This window comes from Fuerstiella sp. (genome assembly GCA_022447225.1).
Lineage (GTDB): Bacteria > Planctomycetota > Planctomycetia > Planctomycetales > Planctomycetaceae > S139-18.
In genome coordinates, this window is the sequence record JAKVAZ010000009.1 from 334,498 (window position 1) to 351,405 (window position 16,908).

The 16,908-nt window shown below is 54.5% G+C and carries 8 protein-coding genes; 2 read left to right on the forward strand and 6 right to left on the reverse strand.

Features of this window, described 5'->3' with window-relative positions:
• Positions 1-234 precede the first annotated feature (234 nt).
• From MK110_11995 to MK110_12005, 3 genes are all read right to left on the reverse strand, one after another.
• Complete coding sequence (locus tag MK110_11995) at positions 235-933, reverse strand: ABC transporter ATP-binding protein (protein ID MCH2212017.1); 699 nt, start codon at positions 931-933, stop codon at positions 235-237.
• Positions 934-939: 6 nt separating this feature from the next.
• Entirely contained in the window at positions 940-2,295 is a 1,356-nt protein-coding gene (locus MK110_12000) for an ABC transporter permease (protein ID MCH2212018.1), read from the reverse strand.
• Between the two features lie 116 nt (positions 2,296-2,411).
• Positions 2,412-3,662, reverse strand: coding sequence for a hypothetical protein (locus MK110_12005; protein MCH2212019.1), 1,251 nt, complete (start codon positions 3,660-3,662; stop codon positions 2,412-2,414).
• A gap of 174 nt (positions 3,663-3,836) precedes the next feature.
• On the opposite strand from MK110_12005, the gene MK110_12010 reads away from it, so the two are divergent.
• Both MK110_12010 and MK110_12015 read left to right on the forward strand, forming a co-directional pair.
• Positions 3,837-7,766 (forward strand): PQQ-binding-like beta-propeller repeat protein, encoded by a 3,930-nt coding sequence (locus MK110_12010; GenBank protein MCH2212020.1) that lies wholly within the window; start codon positions 3,837-3,839, stop codon positions 7,764-7,766.
• 104 nt (positions 7,767-7,870) lie between these two features.
• Complete coding sequence (locus MK110_12015) at positions 7,871-11,632, forward strand: PQQ-binding-like beta-propeller repeat protein (GenBank protein MCH2212021.1); 3,762 nt, start codon at positions 7,871-7,873, stop codon at positions 11,630-11,632.
• A 104-nt stretch (positions 11,633-11,736) separates the two neighbouring features.
• Here the strand turns inward: MK110_12015 and MK110_12020 are convergent, their stop codons facing one another.
• The 3 genes from MK110_12020 to MK110_12030 all read right to left on the reverse strand — a co-directional run bounded on the left by MK110_12020 (position 11,737) and on the right by MK110_12030 (position 16,742).
• Positions 11,737-12,789: a cyclase family protein gene (locus MK110_12020; protein MCH2212022.1), complete on the reverse strand. Its 1,053-nt coding sequence runs from the start codon at positions 12,787-12,789 to the stop codon at positions 11,737-11,739.
• A 124-nt stretch (positions 12,790-12,913) separates the two neighbouring features.
• Positions 12,914-14,338 (reverse strand): nickel-dependent lactate racemase, encoded by a 1,425-nt coding sequence (gene larA, locus MK110_12025; GenBank protein ID MCH2212023.1) that lies wholly within the window; start codon positions 14,336-14,338, stop codon positions 12,914-12,916.
• A 7-nt stretch (positions 14,339-14,345) separates the two neighbouring features.
• Positions 14,346-16,742 (reverse strand): penicillin acylase family protein, encoded by a 2,397-nt coding sequence (locus MK110_12030; protein ID MCH2212024.1) that lies wholly within the window; start codon positions 16,740-16,742, stop codon positions 14,346-14,348.
• Between the last annotated feature and the right edge of the window lie 166 nt (positions 16,743-16,908).

Below are 16,908 nucleotides of genomic sequence, written 5' to 3' on the forward strand. Positions count from 1 at the left end.
TGTCATCAGCCACTGATTTCACAGCGTAGCAACGACTGCGGTTGAGACAAACCCCCGACACGACTCCTGAACATCGAGTTACAAAATCCCTGATTTTTAACACTCGGGCAAGACATCGAATCCGTTCTTCAGCAATACGACGGGATTCACGGTGCGGCTTCAGTCAGATTTGACGACGGTGACGTTTTCCGGACGGACTGCAGCCACCGCCCCAAACACCCCTGCATCCTGTTACTAACAGGATGCTTCGCTTTGCCCCGCCTGCACCGGGCTCGAAATTCGTCCGTCGCGGAGGTGAATAGCGCGACCGGCAAACTGAACGGCTCGGTCGTCATGAGTGACCAGCAGAACCGTGCCTCCGGCTTCAGCGAATTCCTTCATATGTCCCAGCACAGCCTCTGCGCTTTCCCGGTCAAGATTTCCTGTCGGCTCATCGGCGAGCAGCAACTGAGGACTGTTGAGCAGGGCTCGGGCGAGAGCCGTGCGCTGTCGCTCCCCGCTGCTGAGTTCACCAGGCAGGTGACCACGACGGTGGGCAAGTCCGAAATGCTCGAGCAGTTGTTCTGCTTTTTTGCGAACTTCGTCAGGAGAATTCGACACTACAATCCCTGGTGACAGCACATTCTCCAGTACGTCCAGATACGGTATCAGATGAAACTGCTGAAACACGAAGCCAATCGTGCCGGCCCGGAAGGATGCTCGAGCATCCGGCGAAAGATCGTATGGATTCGTCCCCGCGACCCGAACAGTTCCGGAATCGGGCTGAAGCAGCCCTCCGGCGGTCAGCAGTACAGTCGACTTTCCGCATCCGCTGGGCCCCTGAACGGCAACAAAATCACCTTTGTCCAGGTCAATTGAAACATCACTGACGGCATGTACCGGTGAGGGATTTCCACCGTATGTCTTACAGACCTGTTGCAACTGCAACATCATGAACGGCTACTCCTGTTGCAAAACCACTGCCGGATCCTGCCGTGCAGCAAGGAATGCGGGAATCCAGCTGGCCAGCCCGGACAGAACCAGTGCAGACAGTGGAGCAATCAGTATCAGAAACGGAAGATCACCGGACGCAAATAATTCGTTCCAGGTGGATCCATCTGATTCTGCCGAACCGAGCGAGCGACCGACCATCAAGCCGACGAAGACACCGGTAATTCCACCCAGAATTCCAATTGCCGCCGACTTCAGAAGGAAAATCAGCATAAGTTGTCGGGTACTCAGTCCGATGGCTCGCAAAATCCCGATTTCCTGATTCCGCTGACGTGAATTGGCCATCGCAAGAAGTCCAATGGTCAGAATCGATGCCAGAATAATCAATGGCACAAGAATCGCCGCGAATCCGGCATGGCGATCTTCGAGATCCCGGCGCGTGCTGCGTTCCAGTGCCAACTGTTCTTCCCCGGACTGTTTGGCGTCTTTCAATGCCTGCTCAGCGGAAGCTTTCGCCTTCGCCCGGGATTCGGCCCGGGTCAGTGCCTGAGAATACCGTTCAACGACCTGAGTCCCGGGAAGAATGGACATAATCTCGGCACGAATCTGAGAAATCCGATCACCCGAACAATCACATTCCAGTGCCAGAATGGCATTGATCAGATTCTGCATGCCCAGTAATTCCTGAGCTTCTGCCAGATTAATCCACACGGTAACGTCATCAACCGAACCCCGCTCAGCGTGTAATTTTGAAACGGTAAAGTCTCTTCCGCTAAGCTGCACAGTGTCTCCTTCCTTCAGTTTCAGCTGTTGATGAATCTCATGGCCAACAACCATTTTTCCGGCAGCCACTTCGTCCAGCAATGGCTTCTTCAAGCCTCGATGCTGAATCGGAACCTCTCCGCGTGTACCCACAATGACAACTTCCCGGTCCTGTTCTTCCCAGCGAATCCGTTTTGTAACACTGGGCAGCAGATGGTTAACGGTCACGATTTTTGAGCTGGCCAGTCTGTCGACATACTCCTCCGGCATCGTAGCCGACATGCTGCCGTCCAGATGGAGTTCAGAGAGTGACTGAGATTCCGGCAAGATCAGTACGTTGAATCCCAGCCCCAGCATCTGCCGGCGAATGAAGTCCTGAAGATCTTTTCCGGCCTGTTGAACGGCGGACTGCTTTTCGGCAACTGATTTCTCTACGTCCGCCTCTTTATGACTCAGCAGTCGTGACGTAATGATTTGATCAGCAGTCAGCAGCGTCTGTGCTCCCACGACACTTGCCACCGCAGCAACAACTGAGAGCAGCGCCAACACGAAATTGAGTCGGCGGTGCCTGATTTCGCGAATCACAAGTCGCCAAACACTCATGTCAACACGATCGCTAAAAATGAATCCAACGGACAGTGACGTTCGTAATGGGCTCTGGCAACTGTTAAGCACAACAGCACTGCCGGTTACCCCCTCTACACCAGGACAAGGTCAAATCACGAACCCTGTCGACGTGTCAGCAAAATCGTCGCCACAACAACGGCAACTCCGGCAAACAGCAAAACATAGACAACATTCTGCATCACCACATTCGTTGCCGAAGAATCCATATCCACCAACGCCACGGTCGCACCATCTTCCGCGACTGCAGGCTGAACCCCCGTGATCTGAAGATCGCCCGCCTGGCTCTGTTGCGGTTCAACACTCATCCCGGACGTTGGCGGATCCTCTACAGTTATCTGATTCGTGTTAACCGTCTCCGGTGTGACAGTGTTCTGTGACAACTGAATGTCAGTGGTGTTCTCATCCGCGGCGTCACCAAACCCGCTGAAACCGGCAAGTGGCGGCAAGTTGGATTCAACGGCTTCTGTTGGCTCGATGAACGAATCCCAGTCGACTTTCATGAGAATATCCACTCCGGGATTTTCAGCCTTCACGGTGCACTGACAGGCGCCTGTGAGAAATTCGCACGCCTCCCTAATGAGGTCAGGAGCAACTCCGTCACCCACCAGTGCATACAATGCTCGCCCGCGTCCGAACACCGGAAACGCCATTGGCTGGTCAAGATACGGTTCGTCACGCAGGTCATGTTCCACGTGCAGCAGCATGTCACGAAACGCAGATTCCAGAACGTCATCTCGCGACAACCGAACGGCGGAGAACCGAATCCTGAGCGACTCTGGATCCGCGGTCAGGTCAGATAGATCCTCATCCTCAATTTCCGGAAGTTTAAGTTCACCCTGCAAACGAGCCAATTCCCCGGACAGCATGGAAAATTTTTCATTGTCTTGCTCTTCGATACCACACTCCAGATAGACCCAAACCACAGAGTCTCCTTTCAGCAACCTGCTGCTGATGTCTCTGCGCAGCGGCGAATCTGTCAACCGGGCAACGTTTGCCGATGTCAATTCTGCAGCAAACACGGTTTCCTGCTCGCCTGACCTGGCGGGTGTCTGCACCAAAACCGCAGGCAAATTCCCGCCCACATTCTCTTTCGCAAGCTCTGCTGCATACGCATCAGATTCAACATCAAGATCGATCGTCCTGACAATCAGATGTGGCGCCCCTGACTGCGCTGCATCGTTCGACCGCAGTTCTTGTACTGTCTGCTGCTGTTCTGTGGTCAGTTCACCTCGATGGAGAACAATTGCCACATACGGATCAGGCTGCCAGTTTTCGAGCGCATAGCGAAACACAGGAATCGAGCAGGCGACAGCCTGAGCTGCAAAAATTCCTGCGAAGATCAAAGCGAGTGAGAGAACACAGGATCGAATTTGACTAATCTCCTGGCTGATATTGTTCGGTCGTCAGACAAAATAATGCAACGAGTCCGACTGGCGCGTTGGCTAAAATCCAACTGCACTATATCGTATCTGCAGTCAGGCACCTGTTCAACAATGCTTCCAGGCGAAGGAAATGTCATGTTTTCAGTCAGCATGCTGCGTCGGTTGATCTTCTTGCCTGGTATCCTGATAACTCCGGTGCTTTTGTCCGCAGCAGACTGGCCAACCTACCGCGGCAATAATGAACGAACAGGAACCACACCGGAATCGTTCACAGTACCCCTCGCAGCAACATGGCATTACGAATCTCCGGCTCCGCTGAAAATAGCGTGGTCGAGTGCCGAGGGGAGGATCATCGAGAACAAACAGCTCGGTCATCGTGTCAAATTCGATGATGCCGTTCATCCCGCAATAGTCGGCGGCAAGGTGTATTTTGGATCTTCTGTCGATCATCGACTTCACTGCGTGGATCTCAGCACGGGCCGAAACCTGTGGTCGTTTTTCACAGGAGCGCCGATTCGACTGGCCCCCACCGTTGAAAACGGTCATGTGTATTTCGGTTCCGACGACGGACACGTCTACTGCCTGCAGGCAGACACCGGAGAGTCCGTATGGCAATTTCGCGCAGGACCTGAAGAGGACTGGTTACTGGCAAGGGGAAAGATGATTTCACGCTGGCCGGTACGTTCCGGAGTGCTCGTGCAGGACAATGTCGCCTATTTCGGTGCAGGAATCTTTCCACACGAAAATGTTCAGATGTATGCGGTCGACGCCGCCAGCGGCGCTGTCATCTGGAAGCAGGACGATGTCAGTTCGCGTGATGCAGGCAGAAACGACTTGTCACCTCAGGGCTACTTTCTGGCCAGCGACGATTTGCTGTTCGTTCCCTCAGGCCGCTCACTTCCTGCTGCAATTCATCAGGAAACAGGAGAAGTCATTCATAAGCGATCTTTTAGCTGGCGGACAGCCGCGGGCGGAGTTGTAGGTGGTACGCAGGCGCTCCTGGCTAACGGTCAGATCTTTTCCAACGGACCGCATCATCTGCTGGCCATGGATCAACAAACCGGAGATGTCGGCTTCGGGTGGTTTGCCGGTCGCCGGATGGTCGTTGACGGAAATGACTCATTCGTCGCTACAGGTAGCGTCGTGGCACGACTGGACCACATGGGATACGCGATTAACAGTCGTCGACGACACCAGCTTGAGATGGAGGTTTATGGCCTCACACGCAAACTTCGAAAGCCGGATGAACAGGAACAAAAATACCGGGATCGTCTGGCCGACGCCAACCGGGAACTTCTCGATATTGCCGACATCGGTGTCGTCTGGCAGCGGGAAACCTCCGACGATGCCGCTCTGCTTGCGACAGCAAATCTGATCATCGCCGGAGGTTCCGGTCGCGTCACCGCCTATTCGCGTGAGTCCGGAGAGACGCTCTGGAACACACAGATCGAGGGCAGTGCCCGCGGCCTCGCCGCCGCCGATGGTCACCTACTGGTCAGTACTGATCAGGGCAAAATCTATTGTTACGGCTCGGAAGAACTGCCCCCCGCTCAGCAGACCGCAGAGGTGGCAGCGGTTGATCATCCGTTTCCAGAAGACCAATTCAGCCGGACGTACCGGCAGGCCGCCGAGCAGATTCTGAAGAACACCGGTATTCGACGCGGGTTCTGTCTGGTTGTCGACGGAGAGTACGGAAGGCTTGCTTACGAACTGGCCAGACGCAGCGAACTGGAGATCTACGTAGTTGATCCCGATCCTGCCAGGGTGGCTGCTGCACGCCAGGCTCTCGGAAAAACAGATTTGTACGGCAACCGAATTACGGTCCACCAGTTCGATGCAGGTGCTGTTCCCTATGCGAATTACTTCGCCAACCTGATCGTCAGCGACCGATTCGTCAAACAGGGTGAACTGGGAGTTGACCTGGCCCTGATCAACCGACATCTCAAGCCGACGGGAGGCGTGCTGACACTGGGAAGTCCCGAAACAACCAATGCCGAAACCGCTCTGGCCGCAATTAGTCGGGTGGTGAGTGGTCAGAGTCTTACGGAGGACGAGGTGGAAATTTCCACCAGCGGTGGATGGGCCACAGTGACCCGGGGTCCGCTTCCGGGTGCCGGAAACTGGTCTCATCAATACGGCAACCCGGCAAACACAGCAGTGAGTAATGATCTTCGAATCAGTGGCGGACTTGGTGTGTTGTGGTACGGCGATCCCGGACCAGGCGAGATGGTCAACCGTCACGACGGAGCCGTCGGACCATTGGCGACAAACGGACGTCTGTTTGTGCAGGGGGAAACAACGATTCGTGCATATGACGCCTATAACGGACAGTTTCTGTGGAACTACGACAATCCCGAAGCCATTCGACTGGGAGTGTTCCAGAACGTCAGTCCGGGAAATCTCGCCGCCAGTGACGACCGACTGTTCCACTTCATCGGGGGGCAATGTTTTGAACTCGATGCCGTCACGGGAAAAACAGTTCGGGTTCACCAGCTTCCCGCTGAAACCGATGACGGTAAACATGCATGGGCCTATGTTGTTGTGCAGGACGATCTGCTTTTCGGAACGGCAACCGTTCTGGAAGACATCGACTCACGAGAACGTCGCCGAGGTCGAAAAACCAGGGACGCCACGGATGCCATCTTTGCCATTGATCTGACCACGGGTGAGCACCTGTGGACCTATCAGGGCCAAAGCATTTCCCATCGCACCATCGCAGTCGGTCCGAAACATGTCTATTTCATTGACAGTTCGATCACCAGTCTGCAGCGGGCCACCATTCTGGCTGCTGACAAAACTGACCTGAAATTTCTGACGGGGAAACAGCGTGAGATTGCTGAAGACCGACTGAAGAATGCAGATATTCGACGTGCGGTGGCGATTGAATCGCAGACAGGTGTCAAGAGCTGGGAGAAACCGGTGGACGTCACCGACTGCAGTGAAATCGGGATCGGTGGCGGAATGCTTACGTTGATGTATCAGAACGACATGCTCATTCTGTGCGGGGCCAATGCGAACGGTCACTACTGGAAACAGTTTGTTGCGGGTGAGTTTTCACGGCGGCGACTGGTCGCCCTCCGGGCTCGGGACGGTTACAAACTCTGGTCCAAAGATGCCAACTACCGAAACCGTCCCATCATTGTTGGGGACAGAGTGCTGGCCGAACCATGGATGTATGATCTCGCAACCGGGGAACAGCTGACTCGGTCTCATCCGCTGACCGGCAAACAGGTTCCCTGGTCAATGATGAGAACCGGCCACCATTGCGGAATGCTGACAGGGTCGGAATCAGGGATGATTGTGTTCCGATCCGGATTTACGGGGTTCATGGATCTCAACCTCGATGCCGGGATACGACACTTCGCCGGACATCGCCTGGGATGCTGGATCAATGCCATTCCGGCCAACGGTCTGGTCATGATCCCGGAAGCCAGTGCCGGATGCGTTTGCCAGTTCTCAATTGCTTCGACGGTCGTCCTTGAGCCGCGCGAAGAACGGCGTCCGTGGTCAATTTACAGTTCTGTCGGTGTACAAACGCCTGTCAGACATATGGCGATTAATCTTGGAGCCCCGGGTGACCGCAGGGATTCCTACGGCACTGTCTGGCTTTCCTGGCCGCGCCGTGTGGCCTACCAGGAGACGTCTCTGGACATCAAGCTTGATCTGCAGCCTGAATTTGTAAATGGAGGAGGATTTCAAAGCGTCAGTGAAAGTTCCCTGACATTCACTGGTACTCAGACGCCGTGGCTTTATTCCTCACTGGCTGAAGGAATCACAAAACTCACACTGCCACTGCTCGGAAAAGAGGATGCGCCTGCTGATTACACGGTCAAGCTTCACTTTGCTGACACGCGTAACAGGAGTACCGACACCGCTTCGTTTTCAGTGATACTGAACGGAACACCGGCCGTGGACGAACTCACACTTGACGAATCGACTGCTGCCGGCGAGCCCGTTGTTCATGAAGTCGAAAACGTCCGCATCACAGATTCACTGACTGTCGAACTCAGTGGCAAAAAGGGTACAACTCTGCTGAATGCCATCGAAGTTGTCCGAACAGACTAGACACTTCAGGTTGATCAACTCCCGGATTCTGATTTGCAGCGATACGATCAGAATTGATGAATTCAGTCTGACACATCGGTCTTCACTGACTCAGGAAGGTAATCATGAGGCAACGCCCGGCAATCATTATGTGTGTACTGCTGACCGGGATTTCGGCAACAGCGATACGTTCTGTTAATGGGACTGACTGGCCGACATGGCGATTCGATGCGAACCGCAGCGCCACGACGACGGAACAGCTTGCCGATGAGTTACATTTGCAGTGGACACTTGAACTTCCGCGTCTGAAGCCGGCGTGGTCGGAAGATCCGCGTCTGCAGTTTGACGCCACATATGAACCGGTTGTCTCAGGACAGACACTGTTCTACGGGTCCTCCCGTAATGACTCCGTGACTGCTGTGGATCTGGTAACGGGCGAACAGCGTTGGCGTTTCTATGCGTCCGGGCCGGTACGATTTGCACCACTGGTCGCTGACGGCAATGTTTATTTCGGTGCCGATGACGGGGCACTGTATTGTGTGTCCGCCGACAGCGGCGAACTCCGCTGGCGATTCCGTGCGGCCCCGAACACACGTCGGGTGATCGGCAATGAACGCCTGATTTCGGTGTGGCCGGTCCGGGGCGGCCCGGTGCTGATCAATGATCAGATTCACTTCACAGCAGGCGTATGGCCTTTTGAAGGAACATTTCTGTTTGCCGTCGACGCCAAAACAGGAAACCTGATCGACACCCACCAGACGGCTGCTCCACCGCATGAAGTGACCACACTGAACAACATGACTCCTCAGGGTTATCTCGCCGCCAGCGAAACAAATCTATTCATTCCACAGGGACGGTCCGTGGTTGGATGTCAAAATCGAAAGACCGGTGAATTCCTCAGTTTCCGTTACTCAACCAGCAACGTCACAAACTATCACGTCTGCTCGAGCGGGCAATGGCTGTTTCACGGCGCCGTAACATTCGACACGGCCGGAAATCGGCAGTTGGGAATGAGTCTTCAGACTCCCGTTCCCGGTAAGGAGATGATCTATGCCGGGGAAAACCGACGAGTTGTCGCATACGATCTGCTTAATCCGAAGGAAATCGAGCAACTGGATCGCCGTGGCAACAAAAAGATGGTCACGCTGCTGAACGAGTCCTGGTCCCTGCCAAACAATCAGATTCGCGAAATACCGAACACGGATTACGAGGAATGGTTGCTGGCAAACCCGCTTCTTGTGGATCTTAAAGCCGGAGACCGACTGTACGGTCATCAGGGGCACGAGATTTTCGCAATCAATTTACCGAAAGAAAACAAGTCCGCTGCGGTCTCGTGGCGGACCCGTGTGGACGGTCGTCCTTCCACAATGCTGGCCGCGAACGGACGATTGATCGTCGTCACCACAGATGGCAGCATTCGCTGTTTTGGTGCGGAACGACTCCGGCCACAGGTCCATTCACAACGCCGTCTGTCAGTGCCGAAAAATGCGAACACGACGGCATGGTCCGATCAGGCCGAACGTTTGCTGATGCACGCCGCACCGCAGGACAGTTACTGCGTGGCGTTGGGAATCGGATCCGGCAAACTGATCGCCGAACTGGTTCGCAGGTCAGAGATGCGCATCATCGTCATTGACCCGGACCAAGACCGCGTCAGCAAACTGCGACGGCATTATGATCGCATGGGACTGTATGGTCCTCGCGTCGTTGCACTAGTCGGCGATCCTGGGCTCGTTGACCTTCCGCCGTACCTGGCAACAGTCCTGGTGTCGGAAGAACCACATCGATTTGGGCTGACTCGCAGCCCGGATCGTCTGAAGCGACTCTACGAACGTCTCAGACCATATGGCGGAACAGCCTATCTGCCCGCCCGGGAGTCACAGCACTCTCAAATCGTTAATCTCGTCCGTGACACCAAGCTTGCGAAGGCAGACGTGGTTCGGAGCGGACCGTTGTCACAAATTACCCGCAGGGGTGCTCTGCCGGGTGCGGCGGACTGGACGCATGAATACGGTGACGCGTCAAACACACTGATGTCACATGATCAGCTGGTAAAGGCCCCCCTGGGAGTCCTGTGGTTCGGCGGTCCGGCATCAGACGGCAGCCTGTTTTACAACCGTCACTTCTGGGGGCCCAGCATGGCTGTGATCGGTGGACGAATGTTCATTCAGGGCCCAGGAAAGATGACATCGGTTGACGTCTATACCGGCCGGATTCTGTGGCAGATTGCTCTTAAAGATGAATCAAATTATCTACCTGGACGTCGAGGCAATGACTTCGAAGACCGGATATCGGGTTTTCATTTTCTTGCGGTTGAAGACTCCATTTATCTGGTGCACGGGAAAAGCTGTCTGAGGCTTGATCCGGCAACCGGGGAACGACTGGCAGAATTCAGATTACCGAACGCCGCTGACGACTGGGGACGTATCCGTGTCAAAGACAATTTGTTGATTGCAGTGGTGTTTCGCACTCTGGACGCGAACAAAGTTAACCTGCCGGACGCCAGAAAACTGCTGGCCGGCCAGAACGCTCCGCTCGAAATTCTTGCCCTGGATCGAATCAGTGGTGAACGTCTGTGGTCTCATGAAGCTGAATCGAGTTTTCCCGTGATCGCGGCAGGCGGCAACAAAATATTCTGTTACGACGGAGCACTTGAAGGATTTTATAAAGACTGGAAACGTCGCGGCCTGCTTCCCGAAGCGTCCGATATTCGGTATGTCAAAGCCATCGATCTTGAGACAGGCGAGCTCGAGTGGAAAAAGCATTCCGACATCATCGGCACATGGGTAGCGTATTCCGAAGATCGTGACGTTCTGCTGATGACCAACAAAAAGTACGTAATGGCGTATCGTGGTCAGACGGGAAAACTGCTTTGGAAACGATCTGCAGAAGGGGAAGGCTTCAAGGGACATCCGGAAAGCCTCTGGGATCGCGTAATTGTCTGGAACGATCGAGTACTTGATCAGCGGGGGCCCGGACTGTCCTGGAACCTTGAAACAGGTGAACGTGTCGCTCGGGTGCATCCGTTGACAAATGAACAGGTCGACTGGGAATTCACAAAATCCGGACATCACTGCAACTACGCGATCGCCAGCCCGCACCTGATGACCTTTCGGGCCGATACCGCAGGATTTTGCGACATCGAATCGGGGGCAACCTCACGGCTCAATGGATTTCGTTCGGGTTGCCGCAACAGTCTGATTCCGGCAAACGGAGTCTTAAACGCACCCAACTTCGCACACGGTTGTGTGTGCGGGTATTCGCTGTTCACTTCGCTGTCTCTGGTTCACCTGCCCGAATCAGAGGTCTGGAGCTACAGTGCTCTGGCACTCGACCGACAAAACGACCGCATTCGCCGTGTGGGAATCAATCTCGGGGCACCTGGCGACCGCATGGCAGGCAACGGTACAATGTGGTTCGACGCACCTAACGTGGGAGGGGCTTCACCGGACATTGCTGTCGATATGCAGGGAGACCAACAAAGAAAGTTCCGACAGCATTCGTCGCTGGTCAGTGGCAACGGATTGGAGTGGGTAGCCGGATCGGGAATTGAAGGACTCACGTCCATCACGGTTGGTCTCGGAAAACAGGAGGATACCCCCGGTCGCTACACGGTACGTCTGCACTTCAGCGAACCCGACCCGCTTGAGACCGGCGAACGCGTCTTCGACGTCGCATTGCAGGGTAAAACCGTGATTGAAGGCCTGGATGTCTCGAAGGTTTCCGGAGGTCGTCATACGGCAGTCGTCCGAGAGTTCACAGACGTGGAAGCAGAAAATGACGTTCGTGTTTCCTTCAGTCCGATTCGCGGACGTCCGATTTTGTGCGGTATTGAAATCGTGGCCAGCAGTCTCAGTGCCAACCTGCTCAGTTCGGACCCGAACTGATGTACCGCAAAGATCATCGTCAGCGAGACCTGGTGCTGAAATTGAAATTTGCCGGCCGACCGTGTCCCGTGGTCACCCGGTTCCGATCAATCCGGCCGTGTTTCCTACCGCATGGCAATTGGTCGCAGTGCAAACCCGGCGGTGGTTCCACGAATTTTTGCAGTCGTGCAGATGTAGCAAAATTCCCAGGTTTTGGTGGCGGCCAGTTCCTCCAGATAGTGAAACTCCGCGATATGCACTCCCTGTTCGATCAGCAGGTAGTTGTGTACCGGCATGAATGAACCGTGCTCCTTTCGATGAGCATCGGCATTCTCTGCACGCGGCCAGTATTCAAGCCCGCTGGTGTCGCTGCCAATCATCATCGCACCATTCTGCTCCACCAGCCACTGAGCAGCCTCCAGGGACAGCCCGGCAGTATCGTGAGCAGCAAGCAGCTCTCGATCGTTAATGTCTTCCCAGAATTGAATTGCTCCGGTACGAATCAGAACCACATCCCCGGGGTGCAGCTTGGTCCTCTGTGCTGCCAGTGCATCGCGCAGATCCGCGGAGGTAATTTCGTAGTGCGCTGGAAGTGCGCGAGTGCCCTTCGCCCCGGCCACATCAATCAGCACACCACGTGCAACGACAGGAGGTATTGTAACGGCGTCGCATTTCCTGGGACCCCAGTTCCCACCCCAGTCTTCCTCTCTGAAACCGTTGTACCAGTGATTGTCGTCCCCTTCGACGGCATGCCCCAGCCCGTCAATCTGAGTGGCCACATTGTCATTGATGAACAGTGCACTACTGTGCCACGTCGTGCCACGCGCACTATCAAGAGCGGGGAGAAAATCTCCCTGGCGTTTAACTCCTTCGGGAGAACGAAACGTAATGATTTCACCGGGGCTGTGCCCCGGCCATTTGAACGAATTGCGATCATACGTAATGCCCAGATCAAACGTTTTTCCCTTCTGAATCATTCTTACCGCGGTCAGCCGACTGGCATCGGTCATTTCGTTCAGAGCACCAACTTCATCGTCCGGTCCCCAAACCCAGCCCCACCCTCTGCCAGGCTCCCATTTCTGAAGGCTGATGACACTGGTGACCTGAGCAACACCGAACCCGACGGTGAGCAAAGAAACAAACACGACACTCAAACATCTGAAGACTTTGGAATTCATTGATAGTTTTCCGTAAGGATGGACTGCTAAACAGTTTTGGAGTGCTGACTCATGTTCAAAACATCCTGAAAAGTGAATGCATGACAGTGAGCCGGTGTGAATTCACAGGTTGCAGCTAATCATTTCAGACAGGGGCTGGTTCCGGTCGGAAAAACGGCACAATGTACGGACCTTCAGGAATTACGGCAATCGCCCGGTCGGAACTGCGGGCCAGACTGGCATCAACAACCGGCTGAAGCGATCCGGTGACGTTGACGCCGGTCAATGAATATTCCGATGCTCGTAACCCATCGGTGACAAGGTGAATATTGCCGACATTCATCGGTTTCGTTTGCATCTGTGTCTGCCACTCATCGATGGCCGCATGAGATTTCTGCAGAAGGCCTTTTATAAAATCTTCTGAACCAAGATCCAGAAGCTGTCGCTGTGCCTCAACAAATTCGGCAGACCCCAGACCTTCGGAACATTCCGACACAATGATCAGATCTCCCCCTGGTTCAAGAACATCCATTGCACAGACCATTCCCTTAACCGTCTGGTAGTAGGTTTTGTCCAGTGGATACCCGGCGGAACTCGTCACGACAGTTTGAAACCTGCGGGGCACAGACAGTTCACAAAATTCCCGTACATAATCGACGGCTGCCTGATGACTCCGGACGATCTCTCCAAAATTGATGTACGAAAGCCGGCGATCTTCATCAATGACAGTGTTGATCGCCAGGGCACCTCCCAGCATCTTCACAATTTCAAGCTGTTCTTCATGAAGCGGATTACCGGTCATGTTACAGCTTGTCGCAGCCGGATCACCCATGAATCGTGCGTTGTGAAATGTCGTAATCGTTTCCGCATGGGCCAGGCCTGGAGCAATCACTTTCCGACCACCGGAATAGCCGGCCATAAAATGAGGCTCTACCAGACCGGTGGCGATTCGAAGATCCGCTTCAACGAACCGACGATCGAGACGAACAAGTGTATTGCGTGTCGAGGTTCTCCCCAGTGTGACATGATCCTCGTCCCGTCGGGCAAAGTGATTCCGTACCGGGACATTTTCCAGGACCCAACGATCGCCAATGAGCTCTTCCAGTTCCGCACCTTCGTTGGGCCTGTGAAGTCCCGTGGCAACCAGAATGGTAATGTTTTCCGGAGGGACCCCCGCATCGATCAGTGTCTCAACCACCGGTCGCAGAAACAGATGATTAGGCACAGGACGAGTGATATCACATACCGCAATGCACACACTTCGGGCAGTTTGCGCCAGATCAGCAAATGACGCGGTGCCGACCGGCTGACTGAGAGCACTCTGAACGGCTCTGGCAGGATCCGCAACCTGCGGCATCGGTGGCTGACGAATGATCGTCGGAGACACACTGGCCGGCAACGTCAGCGATTTACTGCCTCTTCCATAACGTAACTCGACTCGCATGCCGTCACCCATACTCCGATTAAATATGAACCAGTCTGCGATTGTACAGGGAATCGCAGACGGTACATTGCGGTCAATCGTCAGCAGCTTCCAACAACCATTACGAATTCGAAGCCGTCCTGCCACTGAAATTTCACCGCGGGGAGCCCGGTTCCGGCTCGACGGTTAATTTTGTCTCGCACAGATCGCCAGTCGTGCCACGAATGAGCTGAATTTCGTGAGAGTCTCCCGAACGCCACGCCTCATACTGATCTCCATAGTGCACACTGCCGGGATGACCGGACTGACTTTGAGCGTCAACAGCCCGCAACGTCGGAGGTTCCGCAGATAAATCGGAGACGACACGGTATCCGGCGCCTGTTGCAGCAGACCAGTCATCTCCGCTGCCGGTGTTACAAACCGTGACCATATCACCCTGCACACCCGCACCACCATGGTCCAGCAACTGGCTCAGCTCGCCGCGACCGGACAGAACGTGTTTGAGCGGCATTCGATGCAACTGCTTCCACGTCCAGACCTGCTGATCGGGTCCGAATCGATCAATAAGCATTTTGACGGCGTCTTCGAACGATTCGACGATAGCCTGCTGTCGATCCTCCCGGTGGAACCAGCCGACGGGATCCGCCTTCAACAATCGTCCGGCACATCCTGAAACAGCTGTGGACATGATGTCGATCAGGTTGGATTCGAAACGCTGCGATGCCACGCTGCGGCACCAGTGAGTAAAAAAGACGTTAAAAATTGTAGTGCCAACGGAATCCGAATCGCAGTAACAGTCCCATTCAGCAAGAACACTGACAGCGTCATGAATATACCGATCCGGGTGTTTCTTCAGTATTGGAACGATCAATGGCACCAGCTCTGCTGCACGCAGTGACTTAGTATCCTGGTGCATGTTCCCCATGTCTTCCGGGGCATGACGCGGCCTGGCTTCAATCAGCTCACGAATACGTCTGGCTCTCCAGCCACTGCTCCAGCAACCGAAGAGTTTCCAGGGGAAATCGTTTGGTGCAACGCGATTATTAGCTGAGGCAATCCAGCCTCGCGAAGGATTGACCGTCGACGGCATCGAATCAAAAGGAATCTGACCATTCCATTGGTGATTCGGATCCCAACCACGTCGATAACCGCGTTCCAGGTCACTACGAATCGGAATTCCTCCTGAAGTCTGGAACGCGATGGTTCCTTCCGTATCAGCAATCACGATTGAAAACGTAGGAACCTGCCACGGCCGCAGCGCCTGCCGAAACTCAGAAACACTGGCAGCTCGATCCATGTCCAGCAGCGCCGTCAGCCACTCACCTCCGTGTGCCCCCCGCCACTTAAGCGACACAGGTCCGGTACGCGCTGCCTCCGCCGGCAGAATCTCATCCACAATCGGACCGTTACGTGAAAACCGAATCGTCTTATCGACAGCCGGCCTGTCCCGGACGTCTATGGTTTCTGTCAGACAACTTTCTTTTTCCCATTCACCGTCGTAAAGAAAACACCCGGCGTGTTGAGGGTCGGTTCGTTCCTGATACAGGTCTCGCTGAGAACAGATATTATTAGTTATTCCCCAGGCGACACTTTCGTTGCGGCCAAACATGACTGCGGGAATTCCGGTATATGCCATACCGGCCACATGGAACGAACCGCCACATAAATGGACCTCATACCAGCAGGAAACGGCTTCGAACGCGATATGCGGATCGCTGGCAACCAGCGGCTGTCCGGTCGTGGTGCGTTGTCCGGACAGCACCCAGTTATTGCTGCCGACCGTCGCTTCGGGATCATTCATTGAATGACCAATTGATGAACGTTCATTGACAGGCGTCACGGGATCATAGTCGCCGGAATGCAGGATCGATTCGTCGTCAGCCTCACCGAAAATAAATTCGTTAAACAGCGGACCTTCCCCGAGGACGCGTTTGGCCAGTTCCGGGATGGCGATTACCGGCAGCCGTCCGGTTAGATACCACTGGAATTCGTTTTCAATCACCAGGCAGTCCACAGGCTGCCATGGTTCGGGTCGGTATCCCAGCAAATCAAATTCGATGGCAGGAGCTTGGACCGTGTCCGCAATGACCCGGTTCACACCGGCCGTGAATGATTCGACAAGCACCTGAACACGCGGGGCAAATTGCTTCCATTGCGCTGCCGCAATCCGGTTTAAACCGACAGTTCGTGCAGTCGAATCCAGGGACAGGGTGTCTTCCCCAAACACTTCCGATAGTCGCCCCATCCCTTTCCGACGTAAATAGTCCAGTTGAAACAGACGGTCCTGAGCGACTGCGACACCGAAACCGAAGAACAGATCGTGGTCGTTGTCGGCAAAAACGTGAGGAATTCCCCGGCGATCTCGTTCAATCACAACCGAATTTTTTACCCTTGCCGATATCGAGCCCTCGGTTGTTGGCACACGTGACTGAATCTCCTGCTGCCACCAGGCATCAAATTCTTCGCGGCTGACAGCTGCGACACCGCAAACGTCATCTATCGACTGCCCGTCTCCAAGTCTCTTCAGGATTTCTTTTGATGAAAGTTGCATGAACACTCCAATTCGGAACGGTTACTGATGCCATTCGATCACCGTCCCGGAACTGTAGGGATTAGGCAACCAGAATTGCACTCGTCCGATCTCTGACCACAGCATCACGCTTCAAACCGCTCTGTATCTGCCACACCAGTCCGAAAGGTCACCGGACAGAAGGATC